An 18,019-nucleotide genomic window follows, 5' to 3' on the forward strand; every position below is an offset into this window, starting at 1 on the left:
CGACCGGTCCGCTGCACAGGCCTCCGACACCGTGGCTGTCGGGCAGGTCCCGGCCGCGCTGACCGGACCGAACTCGTCGCTGGCCGGCCTGCGGATCCTCGTCACCGGGCTCGGGGTCACGGGATTCCCCGCGGCGGTCCACCTCGGCGAACGCGGTGCCGATGTCATCGTCATCGACGGTGATGATCAGGCCGACGTCAGTGAGAAGGCGCAGATCCTCGAGGTCTTCGACGTCGACATCCGCCGCGGACCCGAGCACGTGGAGGCCCTGCCCGAGGGTCAGATCGACCTCGTCGTCACCTCTCCCGGCTGGCGACCGGACCAGCCGGTGCTCGCCGCGGCGGCTGCGGCCGGCATCCCCGTCATCGGCGAAGTCGAGCTCGCGTGGCGCATCCGTGGGACCAATGACGCGAAATGGCTGGCCATCACCGGCACCAACGGCAAGACGACGACCACGACGATGCTCGAGTCGATGCTCCTCGCCGCCGGACTCAAGGCCAAGGCCTGCGGAAACATCGGCACTCCGCTGCTCGAAGCCGTGCTCGAACCGGGACTCGAAGTCCTCGCGATCGAACTCTCGAGCTTCCAGCTCCACTGGCAGGAGTCGATGAGCGCTGACGCCGCGGCCGTGCTCAACATCGCCCCGGACCACCTCGACTGGCACGGCAGCGCCGAGGCCTATGCCGCCGACAAGGCGAAGATCTTCCATAATGCGAAGCTCGCGTGCGTGTACAACTGCGCCGACGAGGCGACCCTGCACATGGTCGAAGAGGCCGACGTCATCGAAGGTGCCAAGGCCATCGGCTTCACCACCGGTGTGCCGCGGCCCGGTGAGCTCGGCGTCGTCGAGGAGCTGCTCGTCGACCGCGCATTCATCCCGCAGCGCTATTCCTCGGCCGCGGAGATCGCCTCCCTCGCCGACGTGGCGGTCGCCACCGGTGTCGACGGCAGCGACCCCGCACCGCATCAGGTCTCCAACGCTCTTGCCGCCGCCTGCCTGGCACGGGCCATCGACGTGCCGGGACAGGCGATCTCGGCCGGCCTGCGCAGTCATTCGCTCGGCGCCCACCGAATGGTCACCGTCGCCGACGCCGACGGAGTCCGCTGGGTCGATGATTCGAAGGCGACGAACACCCACGCAGCGAACGCCTCCTTGGCCGCTTTCGACTCCATCGTGTGGATCGCCGGAGGACTGCCCAAGGGGGCGGACTTCACCGAGCTCTTCACCGCTCACCAGGAGCGGATCAAGGCGCTCGTGCTCATCGGAGCCGATGACTCCGCCTACCGCGAAGCCATCGCCGCCACCGTCCCCGACCTCGAAGTCGTCCGCATCGAACCGGCACTGGCCGTCGACTCGGGCGTGCCCAAGCGTCGCGGAGAAGCGGTCGCGGCAGCCGCCGTCGATGCCGCGGCGGCTCTGGCCGAAGAAGGCGACACCGTGCTGCTGGCTCCAGCCGCCGCGAGCATGGACCAGTTCCTCAACTACAACACTCGCGGCGAACTGTTCACCGAAGCCGTCCAGAACCGACTGGGACGCTGAGATGGGCCGGCAGACCACCGCGAAGGCGGATGAACGCCGTCGCCGGAAGCTCGCGAAGACGACCACGTCCGCATCTGCGCCAGCGAGGTCGACCACGTCGGCATCTGCGCCAGCGGCGACGAAGACTGCCGCACCTCGAACCGCCCCCGCGAAGACCTCGGGGCGGAAGACCGCCGGGCGGACAACCACGGGACGGAAGACCACCGCGCCCAAGTCGGCCGCGGAATCGACGAAGCGGGCCGGCTCGGCGAGAACCTCGGCTCAGCCCTCGGCCAAGGCAACCGGTGCGAAGAAGTCCGCCGCCTCCGCTGAGAGCAGACAGACAGGCGCTGGGAAGAAGCCATCGGCGAAGAATCCCTCGGTGGTCAAAAGGGTCTGGACGGCCCTGCGTGAGGACTATTCGCGTTTCTCCGCCTACCCGCTGACGACCTACTACATCATCCTCGTGTCCGTGCTCGCCCTCACCGGCCTCGGACTCGTCATGGTGCTCTCGGCTTCGTCGATCACCTCCTATGCCGGGGGAGCGGGCTCCTCCTTCGCCTATTTCAACAAGCAGGCACTGTTCGCCGGCGTCGGCCTCGCCCTCATGGTCGTCGCCAGCTTCATGCCCCTGAGCGTATGGCGCAGGCTCGCCTGGCCGGCGATGCTCGTCGGCCTCGCCATGCAGGCGGCGGTCTACGTGCCCGGCCTCGGCAAGTCCGCGAAGGGCAATGCGAACTGGATCGGCCTCGGCGGATTCCAGATCCAACCCTCAGAATTCCTCAAGGTCGCCTTGGCCCTGTGGCTCGGTTTCACGCTCGCCCAGAAGTTCGGCAGGCTCACCACCTTCGGCCACGCCATGGTCCCCGTCGTACCCGGTGTGCTCGCCGCCGTCGGCCTCGTCGTCGGCGGCAACGACCTCGGGACCGGCCTCGTCTTCATTGCCATGGCTGTGGTGTGCCTGTTCATCGGCGGTTTCCCGATCAAGTACTTCCTTCTGCTCGGCAGCATCCTCGCCGCCGCAGTCGTCTTCTTCGTCCTCACGTCGGAGAACCGCCTCAACCGCATCAAGGCGATGCTCACCGGCCACGCCGACCAGACCGCCGCCGACACGATGGGCCAAGCGTGGCAGTCCAACCACGGCCTGTTCTCCCTGGCCTCCGGAGGCTGGTTCGGCGTCGGACTGGGCGCCAGCCGCGAGAAGTGGTCCTGGCTGCCCGAAGCCCACAACGACTTCATCTTCGCCATCATCGGCGAGGAGCTCGGCCTCGTCGGCTCGCTCGTCGTCGTCTTCGTCTTCGCCGTCCTCGGCTACGGGATGGTCCGGGTGATCCTGCGCTCGGACAACCTCATGGTCCAGGTCGCCACTGCCGGCTTCTTCGCCCTCATCATCGGACAGGCCGCGATCAACATCGGTGTCGTCACCGGACTGCTGCCCGTCATCGGCCTGCCCCTGCCCTTCGTGTCCTACGGAGGTTCGTCGATCATCGCCTCGCTCCTGGCCATCGGCGTGCTCCTGTCGTTCGCCCGCACGGAACCCGGAGCCGAAGAAGCCATCATCGTCCACAGAGATCGCATGCGATCATCGTTCGCCGTGCTCGCCCGCAAGAGAAGGAAATGAGATGACGAGTATCCTCCTGGCCGGTGGAGGCACCACCGGCCATATCTCGCCGATGCTGGCGATCGGCCGGGAACTGCGTGAGAAGCACCCGGACTGGGACATCATCGCCCTGGGCACCCCCGACGGACTCGAAGCCGAGCTCGTGCCCCGCGCCGGCTTCGAACTGCTCACCATCGACAAGGTGCCCATGCCCCGATCGATCAGTCCGTCCCTGTTGAGGTTCCCCGGGCGCTTCGCCGGAAACATCTCCGCGGTCAGGAAGATCATCACCTCCCGGAACGTCTCCGCCGTCGTCGGTGTCGGCGGCTACGTCTGCCCGCCGGCATTCCTCGCCGCGAAGCAGGCGAAGATTCCGCTCATCGTCCACGAAGCCAATGCGAAACCCGGAATGGCCAACCGCCTCGGCGCGCGACTGACGACCGCCGGGCGGGTGGGCATCACCTTCCCGGACACGGAGCTGCGCAACTCGACGCTCGTGGGCATGCCGATGCCCGCGGAGATCACCGCGCTCGACCGCAGCGATGCCGACCAGCGGGCCGCTCACCGCGCCGACCTGGGGCTGCGTGACGACGCTCCCGTGCTCGTCGTCACCGGCGGGTCCTCGGGCGCACAGAAGATCAACGCAGCCTTCCTCGCCTCCGCCGATGCCTGCCAGGAGGCAGGCGTCCAGGTCCTCCACATCACCGGAGCCGGAAAAGGTGAGGAGCTGCGGTCCGCCACCGCTCAGCTGCCCGACTACCATGTCGTCGACTATGTCGACGGCATGCACCGGGCCTACTCCGTGGCCGATCTCCTCGTCGCCCGGTCCGGAGCCGCCACCGTCTCCGAGACGACCGTCGTCGGCGTGCCCGCCCTCTACGTGCCGTTGGCCATCGGCAACGGCGAACAGCGACTGAACGCGGCCGGCAGCGTCGAGGCCGGAGCTTCGCTCATGGTCGACAACGCCGAATTCTCCGCTGCGACGGTCACCGAGAGCATCCTGCCGCTGCTCGGCGACCGGCCGCGGCTGGAGGAGATGAGCCGCGCCGCTTCTGCACTGAACTATCCCACCGACGCCGCAGCCCGAATGGCCGGCATCGTCACCCGCGCGTTGGAAGGCTGAACATGTCCCAAGCGAATATCGTCCCCGTCACCGAACTCGGTGCCGTCCACTTCATCGGCATCGGCGGATCGGGAATGTCCGGAATCGCCCGGATCATGGTCATGAACGGAGTCGACGTCTCGGGATCGGATGCGAAGGAATCCAACGTCGTCGACGTTCTGCGAACCCTCGGCGCCACCGTCACGATCGGACATTCGGCGGACAACCTCGGCGACGCCGATACCCTCGTCATCTCCTCCGCCATCCGCAAGGACAACCCCGAACTCGTCGAGGCGCAGCGCCGGGGACTGCGCATCCTCCACCGCTCCGGTGCCCTCGCCTCGCTCATGGTCGACAAACGCGCCGTGGCCGTGGCCGGCACCCACGGAAAGACCACGACGACCTCGATGGCGACCGTGGCCCTGCAGGCCTGCGGCATCGACCCCTCGTTCGTCATCGGCGGAGTGCTGTCGACGACGGGCACGAACGCGCACCTGGGCACCGGTGATGTCTTCGTCGCCGAGGCGGACGAATCCGACGGATCCTTCCTCCTCTACGAACCGACCATCGGCATCCTCACGAACGTCGAAGCCGACCACCTCGACCACTACGGGACACCGGAGAAGGTCCGCGAGGCGTTCATCGAATTCTGCAACGGCATCCAGTCCCGCGGCGGCACCATCATCGCCTGCGCCGACGATGCCGGATCCCACGACGTGGCCACGGCGGCCCGAGCCCAAGGCGCCGACGTCGTGTTCTACGGCACGGGAGACGACGCCGACGTCCTGCTGAACAACCTCGACTCCGGGATCGGCTCACGCTTCGACCTCGACCTGCCCGGACGCGAGACACCTCTGAGCGTCGAACTGCGGCAGCCGGGACTGCACAACGCGCTCAACGCCACTGCCGCGATCGCCGTGGCGCACTGCCTCGGCGCGGATGTCGACCGTGCGGCGACGGGCCTGGCCGAATACGGCGGCACACGCCGCCGCTTCGAAGAGCGCGGGATCGCCGCCGGAGTGCGCGTCATCGACGACTACGCTCATCACCCGACAGAGCTGCGGGCCGTTCTCAACGCCGCCCGCGGAGTCGTCACCGACGGCGGACGCGTCTGGGCGATCTTCCAACCCCACCTGTATTCGAGGACCATGGAGTTCCGGGAGGAGTTCGGCCGAGCTCTGGGCCTGGCCGACGAAGTCGTCGTGCTCGACGTCTTCCCCGCCCGCGAAGACCCGGTTCCCGGTGTCACCGGCGCCCTCATCGCCGATCGGGTCCCGCACGATCACGTCACCTTCGAAGAGTCGTTCGCCGCGGCGGTTCCCTTCGTCGCCGAGCGCGTGCGTCCCGGCGACCTCGTGCTCACTCTCGGCGCCGGGGATGTGACGATCCTCGGGCCCGAGCTGCTGAGCGCACTGGAGAGCTGAGACCGATGGTGCCGCTTCCCCCAGCCCGCGCCGGTGAGAACTCCACCGCCGATCTCACCGGGGTCATCCGGGCCCGCCGCCGGCAGCTGTGGCGCAGACGCCTCATCGCCATCGGCCTCGTCCTCGGTGTGCTCGCCGTCGCCGCCATCGCATGGTTCTCACCGCTGCTGGCCCTGCAGAAGGTGAACGTGAAAGGCAGCGAACTCGTCGACCACGACTCGGTGAGCTCCTTCGTCCTCGATGGGGAAGGCGGCACCCCACTGCCTCAGGTGCGTCCCGGGACGGTGGAGAAGTCCGTGCTCAAGAAGTTCCCGAAGGCCCAAGAGGCCGCGGTCCGCTACGCCGGGCCCCGGTCGCTGCAGATCACGATCACCGACCGGACTCCGGTGCTTGCGATCGAAGGCTCCTCGGGCTACCGCCTCTACGACGCCGCGGCCGTCGACCTCGGCGTCGTGGACAAAGCGCCGAAGAAGCTCACGGTGCTCGGAGACTCCGGAGACGAACCCGACAAGTCGACGGTCTCCGCAGTCATCCGCTTCCTCGGCCACCTGCGGCCCGAGCTGCGCGGGCAGCTGACGACCATCGAGGCGAAGGACGCGAACAGTCTCCAAGCCGAACTCGACACCGGCGACGACCATGCCACGGTCGTCCTCGGCGATTCCTCGAACGCCAGCCTCAAGGTGCGCACAGCCGCCCAGCTGGCCGCCGAGGGCCGCACCGAGATCGACGTCTCCGTGCCCTCGGTGCCCGTGACGAACTGAGGCAGTTCTCGCGTGGGAGACGCCCACGTCTGCGCCACGGCACGAATCGCCGACGATTGCCGCTGTTTGGCTCCGACACACCGGGTGGGAAGTTTGGCCGAAGCCCGACACTCCGGGGAGAATGGTTGCAGTGATGTTGCCCCGCCCAATAGCCTCAGGGCAGAGAACACAGACCGAATGCGCACGCAGACCCTGCGTGACTGAAGCGCTTGAGACGAGGAACCGACTTGGCTGAATTCCCACAATCCGGAGCGGATATCAAGGTTGCCGGAACCGGCGGCGGCGGTGTCAACGCTGTGCAGAGGATGATCGACGTCGGCCTGCGCGGCGTGGAGTTCATCGCAATCAACACCGATGCCCAGGCTCTCGTTCTCTCCGACGCGGATGTGAAGCTGGAGATCGGCCGTGACCAGACCCGCGGCCTCGGCGCCGGAGCCGATCCGGAGATCGGACGCAAGGCCGCCGACTCGTCCGAAGAGGCCATCCGCGATGCCCTCGAGGGCGCCGACATGGTCTTCGTCACCGCCGGCGAAGGCGGCGGCACGGGAACCGGTGCGGCCCCCGTTGTCGCTCGAGTGGCCCGTTCGCTCGGCGCCCTGACCATCGGCGTCGTCACCCGCCCGTTCACCTTCGAGGGGCGCCGTCGTTCCGCGCAGGCCGAAGCCGGCATCGCCGCTCTGCGCGAAGAGGTCGACACCCTCATCGTCATTCCCAACGACCGACTGCTGTCGATCTCCGATCGCAGCGTCTCCGTCGTCGAAGCCTTCCGCTCGGCCGATGAAGTCCTGCGCTCCGGTGTCCAGGGCATCACCGACCTCATCTCGGTCCCGGGCCTGATCAACCTCGACTTCGCCGACGTGAAGTCCGTCATGCAGGATGCCGGCACCGCGCTCATGGGCATCGGTGCGGCCACCGGAGACGACCGCGCCGTGCAGGCCGCCGAATCCGCCATCGCCTCCCCGCTGCTGGAAGCCAGCATCGACGGAGCCCACGGCGTGCTCTTCTGCATCACCGGCGGCGGCGACCTCGGTCTCTTCGAAGTCAACGAGGCAGCGCGTCTGGTCCAGGAAGCGGCCCACCCCGAAGCGAACATCATCTTCGGCGCCGTGATCGACGACAACATCGGCGACGAATGCCGCGTGACCGTCATCGCCGCCGGCTTCGACAACACCTCCCCGAACGCCGAATCCGCGGGTGCCGAAGCGGTCCCGGCCTCCATCCCGGCCGCCGCCCCGGCAGAGACCGAGAACGAATCACCCGTGATCTCCGAACCTGAGGCCGAGGACGCCGAAGCCACGGAGGCGCAGCCGGCTCGCCGCAGCGAGGACTACCAGATTCCGGCCACGCTGCCCAACGAACGCAGCAGCTCGAACGTCGACAACGACCTCGATATCCCGGACTTCCTCAAGTAACATGCTGCGCTCGAGGTTCGTCATCCCCGGCAGGCGCACCGCCCACGTCGCCTTCACCGACCGGCACGGCGGGTACTCGAGCGGGGACTTCGCCTCGTTCAACCTCGCCCGCCATGTCGGCGATGATGACGAACTCGTCGCAGCCAACCGCGCCGCTCTGGCCCAGGTCCTGGGTCTGAGCGGCGAACGTCTGTCCTTCGTCTCCCAGGTCCATGGCACCACGGTGAACAGCATCGCCGCCGAGACCGAACTGCGGCAGGCTCCCGTCGAAGCCGATGCGCAGATGACGAACCTCGGCGGCATCGGACTGGCGATCATGGTCGCCGACTGCACCCCGATCATGCTCGCCGATGCCGACACCGGGATCATCGCGGGTATCCACGCCGGCCGGCAGGGAATGGCCGCAGGAGTCGTGCCCGGCACGATCGCGCGCATGCGGGACGCGGGAGCCGGTGAGATCCACGCCGTCATCGGGCCCTCGGTGTGCCCTCGCTGCTACGAGGTCTCAGCCGAACTGCGCACCGAAGTCGCCGAGATCGAGCCCACGGCCGCCTCGGTGTCGGTGACGGGAACCCCTGCACTGGACGTCGCCGGAGCAGTCGCCGAACAGCTGCGCCGGGAAGGCGTGACCATCGACCATTTCTCCCGCACCTGCACCAAGGAATCCGAAGATCTGTTCTCCTATCGCAGGCACCAGCGGACGGGCCGGTTCGCCGGGATCATCTGGCTGCAGGAAGAAAACCCCACGACACACCCGTAGGACTCACCCTTCCGCATGCCCACGTGCGATAGTTTGGGCCACAGGTGAGCAAGTGCCGAAGTCCGAGGAGCTTAAGACATGTCAGCAATCAAGAAGACGCTGGAATACCTGGGTTTCGTCGAAGAAGAGGACGAGACCACCGAGCGCCATGAGTCCGAGCGTCGCGAACCCGCATACCGGGACCGCGAAGTCATCGAAACCTTCGACGACGTCGACCGGCACGAAGAACCCGAAACGGCAGAGGATCGCAGCCCCGCTCCGGTGACGCCGATCCACCCGTCACCGATTCGTCCCGTAGACACCCCGGCTCCAGGAACCTCAATGAATCGCATCAGGACCATCCACCCGCGCAGCTACAACGATGCCATGGTCATCGGATCGGCCTTCCGCGAAGGCACCCCGGTGATCATGAACCTCTCGGAGATGGACGAGAACAACTCCAAGCGGCTCGTCGACTTCTCCGCCGGCCTCATCTTCGGTCTGCACGGTTCGATCGAACGGGTGACGAACAAGGTCTTCCTGCTCACCCCGGAGAACATCGAGGTCGCAGGCGAGAACGAAGCCGATTCGGACACTCAGGCCAGCTTCTTCAACCAGAGCTGAGCGGTTCGGGAACTTCTCTCAACTCCTCTTCAGCTCGAGCCGTTAGGCTGGGGCTCCGACACTCAAGCACCAACGAAAGGCGCGAGGGACCCCCGTGGCCATGATCTTCTACATCCTCGGCACTGCGCTGAGCCTCTATGTCTACGTGCTCCTGGCCCGAGTCGTGCTCGACCTGGTCCAGGTGTTCTCCCGTGACTGGAAGCCGGCCGGTTTCTTCCTCGTCCTCGCGGAGATCGTCTACACACTCACCGACCCGCCGCTGAAGCTGCTGCGCAAGGTCATCCCACCACTGCGGCTGGGGCAGATCTCGCTCGATCTCGGCTTCATCGTTCTGCTCATCGGCATCCAGATCATCGCCTCGGTGTTCTTCAACCTCTCGCACACCACGGCCTGATCCCCGGCGCGGAGGGTCCCACGCTCACAGGAGAGCGGAGACCGGTGTTTGCGGCGAATAGCCCGAAATGCTGATTGTGCCTCGTGAAATGCCTCAACGAAGTGCAATGCGAATATCGGGATTCGATTGTCCCAATAGGCGATAAATGGTGAATATACTCACCGAAATTGGCCGAGCGTGTGGAGACCTTGTTAGCCTCGGATAGGTAAAAGTTCGTCATCGAATGCGTGACACGCCTTAACTGCACGACAAAACTGCAGGTGTTACGCTAATGTGACGTTGAAGCCGTCCTTCCGGGCGGCAGCGTAATGATTGTAGATCGACCGAAGGTGACCTCATGGCGCTCACGCCTGAAGACGTAGTAAACAAGCGGTTCCAGCATGTGAAGTTCCGCGACGGGTACGACCAGGATGAAGTCGACGATTTCCTTGATGAGGTCGTCGTTGAGATCCGCCGTCTCTACCAGGAGAACGACGAACTGCGTCAGAAGCTCTCCACCGCCGAACAGCGTGTGAAGGAACTCGAAGCCGGCGGCGCCTCCGCCGCTCCGGCGCAGGACATCGACGCTACCCAGGCCATGCCTGCCGCGGTTCCGGCTCCCGAGGAGCAGGCCGAGGCGCCGGCACCCCAGGAAGCACCTGCCGCTCCGGCACCGGTCGAAGAAGCCCCGGCTCAGACCTCCGCTCCGGTGGTCAAGGAAGCCGCACCGACTCCGCAGGAGTCCTCGGCTGCACCCGCAGTCGCTGCCGGCGCAGCCGGTGGAGCAGCGGGCGCGGGCCTCGGTGCAGTCGGCGGCGACGGAGATGCCCACGGCCTCATCGCACTGGCCCAGCGCGTCCACGACGAGCACGTTGCCGAAGGTGAGCGCAAGCGCGACGAGCTCATCCAGGGCGCCGAGAAGGAAGCCGCCGATATCGTCGGCAAGGCCGAGACCAAGCGGGATGAGACCCTGTCGACCCTCGAGTCGCAGAAGTCCACGCTGGAGCGGTCGATCGACCAGCTGTCGAACTTCGAACGTCAGTACCGCACACGTCTGAAGAGCTACCTCAACGATCAGCTGCGGGACCTCGAGAACTCCACGAGCCTGGCTCCGGAGACCCTCGACGGAAACAATCCGCTGGGCGGTTCGTCGAACCACAAGCTCTGATCCACAGCGCACGGCAGAGGTCCGGGAACTCCGCGGAGGTCCCGGACCTCAGTCGTGCGCGTTCGACGTCGATGACGGTGGACTAGAATGAACCGAATGAACGATCCTGCCCCACGGGTGAACAGACCTCGTGCCGCCAAGCTGGTCCTCCTGTTCTCGATCGCGGCGATCGTGCTCGTCATCGATCAGGTCACAAAATTCCTCGCCGTCACTCTGCTCGAAGGGCAACCGCCGGTGCCCGTGATCGGGTCCTTGGCCGGGTTCAACTTCTACCGCAACCCCGGTGCCGCCCTGGGACTCGGTTCGAGTGTGACCTGGGTGTTCCCGCTCATCGCCGTCGGCGTGTTCATCGCGATCCTCCTGCTCTCCCGCAAACTCGGTTCTCGGGCGTGGGCGATCGGATTCGGCCTGCTGCTGGGCGGGCTCTTCGGCAACCTCGTCGATCGGCTGTTCCGGGAACCGGCATTCCTCCACGGGGCCGTCGTCGACTTCATCGATCTGTCGCTGTTCATCTGCAATGTCGCCGATATTGCGATCTCCGCCGCTGCCGTGGTGCTCATCATCGCCAGCCTCAAAGGCATCGAACTCGACGGTTCGGACTCCACCCGTGTGAAAGAGGACTCTCAATGACCGAACGTTCCATCCTCGTCCCTGAGGGGCTCGAAGGCCAGCGCGTGGACGCTGCGATGTCGAAGCTTCTCGGACTCTCCCGCACCGCCGCCGCAGACATCTGCGCCGACGGGGGTGTGCAGATGTCCGGACGTCCCGTGATCAAATCCGACCGGGTCATCGCCGGCGAACGCCTCGACATCATGATGCCCGAACCGAAACGGCCCCTCGAAGTCGTGGCCGACCCGGTGCCGGGCATGCGGATCGTCCACGACGAGGATGCCTTCGTCGTCGTCGACAAACCCGTCGGCGTCGCGGCCCATCCGGCCATCGGCTGGACCGGAAGAACCGTCGTCGGCGGACTCGCCGCAGCCGGTTTCCGGATCGCGACCTCCGGTGCTCCCGAACGTCAGGGCATCGTTCAGCGCCTCGACGTGGGCACTTCCGGTCTCATGGTCGTGGCGAAGAGCGAATACGCCTACAGCATGCTCAAGCGTGCGTTCAAGGAGCGCACGGTGGAGAAGACCTACCATGCGGTCGTCCAGGGGCTTCCCGACCCGGTGCTCGGAACCATCGACGCCCCCATCGCACGGCATCCGAAGCACGACGGGCTCTACGCCGTGCGCACGGAAGGCAAGAACGCGATCACCCACTACGAGGTCATCGAGGCCCACCGCCGTGCCGCGCTCGTCGAAGTCCACCTCGAAACCGGGCGCACGCACCAGATCCGCGTCCACTTCTCCGCGACCAAGCATCCCTGCGTGGGCGACCTGCCCTACGGTGCCGATCCGGTGCTGGCCAAAGAACTCGGGCTTGAACGGCAGTGGCTGCACGCGGTCAAGCTCGGATTCCACCATCCCGACACGCAGAAGTGGGTCGAATTCGATAGCGGCTACCCCGAGGATCTGCAGGTCGCTCTCGACGGCATCCGACCGAACTGAGCACGGTCTGCCGGGCTATGACCGTGGCCCGAATGACAGCCTGTGGGCCTCTGTCGAAACGCAGCTGATGGACTAAGCTGGATGGGCAATACCGGCCACTTCAGGAAGGCGGCGCCCAGTGCCGAACGAGGACTTCGTCCACCTCCACGTCCACACCGAATACTCCATGTTGGACGGTGCGGCCCGCCTCGCCGACCTCATGGCGGCGACGAAGGCTTCGGGCATGTCCGCGATCGCCACGACCGACCACGGCTACCTCTTCGGTGCCTTCGACTTCTGGTCCCAAGCCACGGCGGCCGGCATCAAACCCATCATCGGCGTCGAAGCCTATGTCACCCCGGGAACCGACCGGCGGGACAAGACGCGAGTGAAGTGGCGCACCGACGAATCGCAGAAGAGCGACGACCTCTCCGGCGGTGGTCTCTACACGCACATGACCCTGCTGTCGCGGAACAACACGGGGATGCGCAACCTGTTCAAAGCCTCCTCGTACGCCTCTCTCGACTCAGTGACCGCGAAGTGGCCCCGGCTGGACCAGGAACTGCTTGAGACCTACTCCGATGGGCTCATCGCCACGACGGGCTGCCCCTCGGGCGAGATTCAGGTGCGGCTGCGTCTGGGGCAGTACGAAGAGGCCCGGGCCGCCGCCGGCAAGTATCGGGAGATCTTCGGCAAGGAGAACTACTACGTCGAACTCATGGACCATGGGCTGTCCATCGAGAAGCGCGTGACGAAGGATCTCATCCGTCTGTCGAAGGAGATGGACATTCCGCTGGTCGCGACGAACGACCTGCACTACACCCACGAATCCGATGCGAAGGCGCACGAAGCACTGCTGGCCATCCAGTCCGGCTCCAAACTCATCGAACCGACCTACGATCAGGGCGGTTCCCGCTTCGCCTTCTCCGGCTCCGGCTACTACCTCAAGTCTGCGGCCGAGATGCGCTCCCTGTTCAAGGAATTCCCCGAGGCGTGCGACAACACCCTCGAAATCGCTGAGAAGTGCGAAGTCTCCTTCGACACCTCGGCGAACTACATGCCGAAGTTCCCCTGCCCGCCCGGCGAGGACGAGACCTCGTGGCTGATCAAGGAAGTCGCGAAGGGACTCGACTACCGGTACCCAGACGGTGTGCCCGACGATGTCCGCAGGCAGGCCGACTACGAGCTCGACGTCATCATCTCGATGGGCTTCCCCGGCTACTTCCTCGTCGTCGCCGACTTCATCAACTGGTCGAAAGACCACGGCATCCGGGTGGGGCCCGGCCGTGGTTCGGGCGCCGGCTCCATGGTCGCCTATGCCATGCGCATCACCGACCTCGACCCGCTCCAGCACGGACTGTTCTTCGAGCGCTTCCTCAACCCGGACCGTGTGTCCATGCCCGACTTCGACGTCGACTTCGATGATCGTCGCCGCGGCGAGGTCATCGAATACGTGACGGAGAAGTACGGCGACGAACGTGTCGCGATGATCGTGACCTACGGCACGATCAAGACGAAGATGGCGCTCAAGGACTCCGCACGTGTCCTCGGCAAACCATTCTCCATGGGTGAACGTCTGACGAAGGCGCTGCCGCCGGCCGAGATGGCCAAGGACATCCCGCTCAAGGACATCGAGGACCCGGACTCCAAGCGGTACAAGGAAGCCGGAGAGTTCCGCGAACTCGTCGACACCGATCCCGAAGCCCGGGAGACCTTCGAGACCGCGAAGGGCCTGGAAGGGCTGAAGCGGCAGTGGGGTGTCCACGCCGCGGGCGTCATCATGTCCTCGGATCCGATCATCGACGTCATCCCGATCATGCGGCGGTTCCAAGACGGACAGGTCATCACCCAGTTCGACTACCCGACATCTGAGGGTCTCGGACTCATCAAGATGGACTTCCTGGGGCTGCGCAACCTCACGATCGTCTCCGACGCGGTCGAGAACATCAAGGCCAACCGGGACCTCGACCTCAACCTCGAGCACCTGACCCTCGACGACCCCGACGCCTACGAGCTGCTGGCCCGCGGCGACACCCTCGGCGTCTTCCAGCTCGACGGCGGCGGACTGCGCGCCCTGCTGCGGATGATGAAGCCCGACAACTTCGAGGATATCTCCGCGACCCTTGCGCTCTATCGCCCCGGCCCGATGGGTGCCGACTCGCATACGAACTACGCCCTGCGCAAGAACGGACTGCAGGACGTCACCCCGATCCACCCCGAGCTCGAGGAACCGCTCAAGGACATCCTCGACACGACCTACGGCCTCATCATCTACCAGGAACAGGTGATGGCGATCGCGCAGAAGGTCGCCGGATATTCGCTCGGTCAGGCCGACATCCTCCGTCGTGCGATGGGCAAGAAGAAGAAGTCGGAGCTCGACAAGCAGCAGGTCGGCTTCTTCGGCGGCATGAAGGAACGCGGCTACTCCGAGGCCGCCGCCCAAGCTCTGTGGGACATCCTGCTGCCGTTCTCCGACTACGCGTTCAACAAGGCTCACTCGGCCGCCTACGGAGTCGTGTCCTATTGGACCGCCTACCTCAAGGCCCACTACACCGCCGAGTACATGGCTGCGCTGCTGACCTCGGTTGGTGACAACAAGGACAAGCTGGCGATCTACCTCAACGAGTGTCGTCGTCTGGGCATCACCGTGCTGCCCCCCGATGTCAACGACTCGGCTCTGCACTTCACCCCGGTCGGCACCGATATCCGCTTCGGCATGGGCGCTGTGCGCAATGTCGGCTCGCATGTGGTCGAAGGCATCGTCGAGGCCCGCGGGGAGAAGGGCGCCTACACCTCGTTCACGGACTTCCTTGACAAAGTGCCCAGCCACGTGTGCAACAAGCGCACCATCGAATCGCTCATCAAGGCCGGTGGCTTCGATTCGCTCGAACACACACGGCGGTCCCTCGTCGAGATCCACGAAGAAGCCGTGGATTCGGTCATCGGCGTCAAACGGCAGGAAGCCAACGGCCAGTTCGACCTCTTCGCCGGGTTCGGCGGGGGAGACGATTCGCCGGGCTTCTCCGTGACGATCCCGGACCGTCCGGAATGGGAGAAGAAGGAGAAGCTGTCCTTCGAACGCGACATGATCGGCCTCTACGTCTCCGACCACCCGCTCAACGGACTCGAAGGGGTGCTCGCCGCAGAATCCGAGGCCTCCATCGCCGAGGTGGTCGACCCCGAATCGCAGCGCCACGACGGATCCCAGATCAAGGTCTGCGGAATGATCACGCAGGTCACCCGCAAGGTGTCGAAGAACTCCGGACGCCCCTACGCGATCGTCACGCTCGAGGACCTCGAAGCCGAGATCGAAGTGATGTTCTTCGGTGACACCTACGAGCCCGTGGCGAGCCTGCTGGCCACCGACCTTGTGATCTCGCTGACCGGGCGCATCCGCACCTCCGAAGACCGCCCGACCTCGCTGATGGCGATGTCGATGACGATCCCGGATGTCACCGACCCCAAGGATCGGCCGCTCAACCTGCTCATGCCGATGGAGAAGGCCACCGAGGAGATGGCGACGAAGCTCAAACGGATCCTCGAGTCGAACAGGGGCCAGACCGACGTCCACGTGATCTTGTCCCAGCCGGGACGTCAGACCGTGATGAGGCTCGACCGGTCGATCCGCGTCGATCCGAATCCGAGCCTCTACGGCGACCTCAAGGCGCTGCTGGGATCGCGCTGCCTCAGCGGTTGAGCCGCGAGAGCCGGCAGAAACGGGGCCGGCGGCCCGCGCCTGCGCGAGGTGCCGTCTCCGCTGCCCGCTGAACGGCTCGAACCGCGGACCGGGCGTCTGGCCCGCAGCGACGGCGACTAGAATGGTGCAGGTGAACATTCTGGACTACCGTGGCGAGACCCTGAACAAGCGATTCCTGGCGCAGGCGCTTCCCCGTGCCGCCGAAACGCATGCCGATATCGAACGTCGCGTGGCCGAGCTGCTCGAAACCGTGGCCGCAGGCGGAGCGGCCGCCGTGCTCGACTACACCGAACGCTTCGACGGCGTGCGCCCCGAGACCCTGCGGGTGCCCGCAGCGAGCCTGGCCAGCGCCGCGGCCGAACTCGACCCGAAGGTCAAGGCCGCGCTCGTCGAGTCCATCGACCGGGCTCGGAAGGTCGCGGCCGATCAGCGCCCCGCCGATGTCCGCACCCAGTTGGCCTCCGGGGCCTTCGTCACCACTCGCCACCTGCCGGTCGAACGAGTGGGACTCTATGTGCCCGGCGGTCTCGCCGTCTACCCCTCGACGGTGATCATGAACGTCGTGCCCGCCCAGACCGCAGGGGCAGACTCGCTGGCGATCGCCAGCCCGCCGCAGGCCGACGGACTGCCGCACCCGACGGTGCTGGCCACGGCCCACATCCTCGGTGTCGATGAGGTGTGGGCGATGGGCGGCGCCCAGGCGATCGGCGCCCTGGCATACGGCTTCGACGACGGGGAGGGACTCGAACCTGTCGACCTCATCACCGGACCCGGAAACGCCTATGTGGCGGCCGCGAAATCACTCGTGAGGTCCCGGGTCGGCATCGATGCGGTCGCCGGCCCGACGGAGATCATCATCCTCGCCGACGCGAGCGCGAATCCGCGGTTCGTCGCCGCCGACCTCATCAGCCAGGCCGAACACGACGAACTGGCCGCCTCGGTGCTCGTGACCGATTCTGCGGACCTCGCCGAAGCGGTCGTGGCGGAGCTCAAGGTGCAGGTGCCTGCCGCGATGCACTCCGAACGGATCTCCACGGCCCTGTCCGGACGGCAGTCGGCCATCGTCCTCGTCGACGACCTCGACGCGGGCATCACCGTGGTCAACGGCTACGCGGGCGAACACGTCGAGGTCCACACCGCCGATGCCGCCGCGGTGGCCGAACGGATCACCAGCGGGGGAGCGGTGTTCCTCGGCGACTTTGCACCGGTCTCGCTGGGCGACTACTGCGCCGGTTCGAACCATGTGCTCCCGACGATGGGCACCGCCGCTCATGGTTCGGGCCTCGGGGTGCACTCATTCATCAAGGTCAGCCAGGTCATCGACTATGATCGCCAGGCGCTGTCCGAGGTGGCCGAACACATTGATGTTCTCGCCGCCAGCGAACAGCTGCCGGCCCATGGTCGCGCCGTGGATATCAGGTTCGAGGAGTAGAGATGCGTTGTCCGTTCTGCCGTGAGTCCGATTCCCGCGTCGTCGACTCGAGGACCAGCGAAGACGGCGCAGCGATCCGCAGACGGCGACAGTGCCGCCACTGCGGTCGCCGCTTCACCACGATGGAGGCCACGAGTCTGTCGGTGATCAAACGCTCCGGGGTCACCGAGGAGTTCTCGCGGCAGAAGATCATGTCGGGTGTGCGCAAGGCCTGCCAGGGCCGACCGGTCAGCGACGATGACCTCGCGAAGCTCGCGCAGAAGGTCGAGGAGAACATCCGCTCGAAGGGCATCGCCGAGATCGATGCCGACGAGGTGGGACTGTCCATCCTCGATCCGCTGCGCGAGCTCGACCAGGTCGCCTACCTGCGCTTCGCCAGCGTCTATCAGGGGTTCGACTCGCTCGAAGACTTCGAAGCCGCGATCGATTCGCTGCGTGCCGATGCGCTTCTGCAGGCCGGCCAGACCCGGGAACCGACCCCGGAGGATTTCGCGGACTGACCGGATCCTGAGACCGGTGAAAAATCCTTGCGGAAATCTTCGTCTCGAGTACCGCGGTACATAAATAGTTGTGTAGTATTGTCAGTGCGCGCTACGGCGCGCGGCCGCTTGCGGTTCGGAGGGGAAGCCGAACCCAAGC

At 65.8% G+C, this 18,019-nt stretch carries 15 protein-coding genes; all 15 read left to right on the plus strand.

Annotation, left to right across the window (positions count from 1 at the left end; translation table 11 throughout):
* The first annotated feature begins 31 nt into the window (after positions 1-31).
* The 15 genes from murD to nrdR all read left to right on the plus strand — a co-directional run bounded on the left by murD (position 32) and on the right by nrdR (position 17,880).
* Entirely contained in the window at positions 32-1,540 is a 1,509-nt protein-coding gene (gene murD / locus ACSE4D_RS16190) for a UDP-N-acetylmuramoyl-L-alanine--D-glutamate ligase (protein ID WP_205683372.1), read from the plus strand.
* A 1-nt stretch (position 1,541) separates the two neighbouring features.
* Positions 1,542-3,140, plus strand: coding sequence for a putative lipid II flippase FtsW (gene ftsW / locus ACSE4D_RS16195; RefSeq protein WP_436326282.1), 1,599 nt, complete (start codon positions 1,542-1,544; stop codon positions 3,138-3,140).
* A gap of 1 nt (position 3,141) precedes the next feature.
* Positions 3,142-4,242, plus strand: a complete 1,101-nt coding sequence (locus ACSE4D_RS16200) for a UDP-N-acetylglucosamine--N-acetylmuramyl-(pentapeptide) pyrophosphoryl-undecaprenol N-acetylglucosamine transferase (RefSeq protein ID WP_436326283.1) — start codon at positions 3,142-3,144, stop codon at positions 4,240-4,242.
* 2 nt (positions 4,243-4,244) lie between these two features.
* Positions 4,245-5,645 (plus strand): UDP-N-acetylmuramate--L-alanine ligase, encoded by a 1,401-nt coding sequence (murC, locus tag ACSE4D_RS16205; RefSeq protein ID WP_425119608.1) that lies wholly within the window; start codon positions 4,245-4,247, stop codon positions 5,643-5,645.
* 5 nt (positions 5,646-5,650) lie between these two features.
* Positions 5,651-6,406 (plus strand): cell division protein FtsQ/DivIB, encoded by a 756-nt coding sequence (locus ACSE4D_RS16210; protein ID WP_436326284.1) that lies wholly within the window; start codon positions 5,651-5,653, stop codon positions 6,404-6,406.
* Positions 6,407-6,633: 227 nt separating this feature from the next.
* Positions 6,634-7,818: a cell division protein FtsZ gene (ftsZ, locus tag ACSE4D_RS16215; RefSeq protein WP_436326285.1), complete on the plus strand. Its 1,185-nt coding sequence runs from the start codon at positions 6,634-6,636 to the stop codon at positions 7,816-7,818.
* Between the two features lies 1 nt (position 7,819).
* Positions 7,820-8,578: a peptidoglycan editing factor PgeF gene (gene pgeF / locus ACSE4D_RS16220; RefSeq protein ID WP_436326286.1), complete on the plus strand. Its 759-nt coding sequence runs from the start codon at positions 7,820-7,822 to the stop codon at positions 8,576-8,578.
* Positions 8,579-8,656: 78 nt separating this feature from the next.
* Positions 8,657-9,181 (plus strand): cell division protein SepF, encoded by a 525-nt coding sequence (locus tag ACSE4D_RS16225; protein WP_135541298.1) that lies wholly within the window; start codon positions 8,657-8,659, stop codon positions 9,179-9,181.
* A gap of 94 nt (positions 9,182-9,275) precedes the next feature.
* Positions 9,276-9,575: a YggT family protein gene (locus ACSE4D_RS16230; RefSeq protein WP_135541297.1), complete on the plus strand. Its 300-nt coding sequence runs from the start codon at positions 9,276-9,278 to the stop codon at positions 9,573-9,575.
* A gap of 337 nt (positions 9,576-9,912) precedes the next feature.
* A complete protein-coding gene (locus ACSE4D_RS16235; protein ID WP_135541296.1) occupies positions 9,913-10,722 on the plus strand; it encodes a DivIVA domain-containing protein in 810 nt (269 codons plus the stop codon).
* 96 nt (positions 10,723-10,818) lie between these two features.
* A complete protein-coding gene (locus tag ACSE4D_RS16240; protein WP_436326287.1) occupies positions 10,819-11,352 on the plus strand; it encodes a signal peptidase II in 534 nt (177 codons plus the stop codon).
* Positions 11,349-12,272: an RluA family pseudouridine synthase gene (locus ACSE4D_RS16245; RefSeq protein ID WP_436326288.1), complete on the plus strand. Its 924-nt coding sequence runs from the start codon at positions 11,349-11,351 to the stop codon at positions 12,270-12,272. Before ACSE4D_RS16240 ends, ACSE4D_RS16245 begins: the two co-directional genes overlap by 4 nt.
* Before the next feature lie 166 nt (positions 12,273-12,438).
* A complete protein-coding gene (dnaE, locus tag ACSE4D_RS16250; protein ID WP_426937503.1) occupies positions 12,439-15,948 on the plus strand; it encodes a DNA polymerase III subunit alpha in 3,510 nt (1,169 codons plus the stop codon).
* A 121-nt stretch (positions 15,949-16,069) separates the two neighbouring features.
* The gene (hisD, locus tag ACSE4D_RS16255) at positions 16,070-17,380 is read left to right on the plus strand and encodes a histidinol dehydrogenase (RefSeq protein WP_436326289.1); all 1,311 of its coding nucleotides are present in this window, start codon (positions 16,070-16,072) and stop codon (positions 17,378-17,380) included.
* A 2-nt stretch (positions 17,381-17,382) separates the two neighbouring features.
* Positions 17,383-17,880, plus strand: a complete 498-nt coding sequence (nrdR, locus tag ACSE4D_RS16260; RefSeq protein WP_135541286.1) for a transcriptional regulator NrdR — start codon at positions 17,383-17,385, stop codon at positions 17,878-17,880.
* Positions 17,881-18,019 lie beyond the last annotated feature (139 nt).

The sequence above is a fragment of the Brevibacterium sp. FAM 27836 genome (assembly GCF_051351055.1).
Taxonomy (GTDB): Bacteria; Actinomycetota; Actinomycetes; order Actinomycetales; family Brevibacteriaceae; genus Brevibacterium.

What these genes read in the sequence shown, in the direction of transcription:
- ACSE4D_RS16210 (WP_436326284.1), top strand. Translation starts at nt 5,651, where the DNA reads ATGGTGCCGCTTCCCCCAGCCCGCGCCGGTGAGAACTCCACCGCCGAT.
- ACSE4D_RS16240 (WP_436326287.1), top strand. Translation starts at nt 10,819, where the DNA reads ATGAACGATCCTGCCCCACGGGTGAACAGACCTCGTGCCGCCAAGCTG.
- hisD (WP_436326289.1), top strand. Translation starts at nt 16,070, where the DNA reads ATGGTGCAGGTGAACATTCTGGACTACCGTGGCGAGACCCTGAACAAG.
- ACSE4D_RS16225 (WP_135541298.1), top strand. Translation starts at nt 8,657, where the DNA reads ATGTCAGCAATCAAGAAGACGCTGGAATACCTGGGTTTCGTCGAAGAA.
- nrdR (WP_135541286.1), top strand. Translation starts at nt 17,383, where the DNA reads ATGCGTTGTCCGTTCTGCCGTGAGTCCGATTCCCGCGTCGTCGACTCG.
- ACSE4D_RS16235 (WP_135541296.1), top strand. Translation starts at nt 9,913, where the DNA reads ATGGCGCTCACGCCTGAAGACGTAGTAAACAAGCGGTTCCAGCATGTG.
- dnaE (WP_426937503.1), top strand. Translation starts at nt 12,439, where the DNA reads ATGTTGGACGGTGCGGCCCGCCTCGCCGACCTCATGGCGGCGACGAAG.
- murC (WP_425119608.1), top strand. Translation starts at nt 4,245, where the DNA reads ATGTCCCAAGCGAATATCGTCCCCGTCACCGAACTCGGTGCCGTCCAC.
- pgeF (WP_436326286.1), top strand. Translation starts at nt 7,820, where the DNA reads ATGCTGCGCTCGAGGTTCGTCATCCCCGGCAGGCGCACCGCCCACGTC.
- ftsW (WP_436326282.1), top strand. Translation starts at nt 1,542, where the DNA reads ATGGGCCGGCAGACCACCGCGAAGGCGGATGAACGCCGTCGCCGGAAG.
- ACSE4D_RS16200 (WP_436326283.1), top strand. Translation starts at nt 3,142, where the DNA reads ATGACGAGTATCCTCCTGGCCGGTGGAGGCACCACCGGCCATATCTCG.
- ACSE4D_RS16245 (WP_436326288.1), top strand. Translation starts at nt 11,349, where the DNA reads ATGACCGAACGTTCCATCCTCGTCCCTGAGGGGCTCGAAGGCCAGCGC.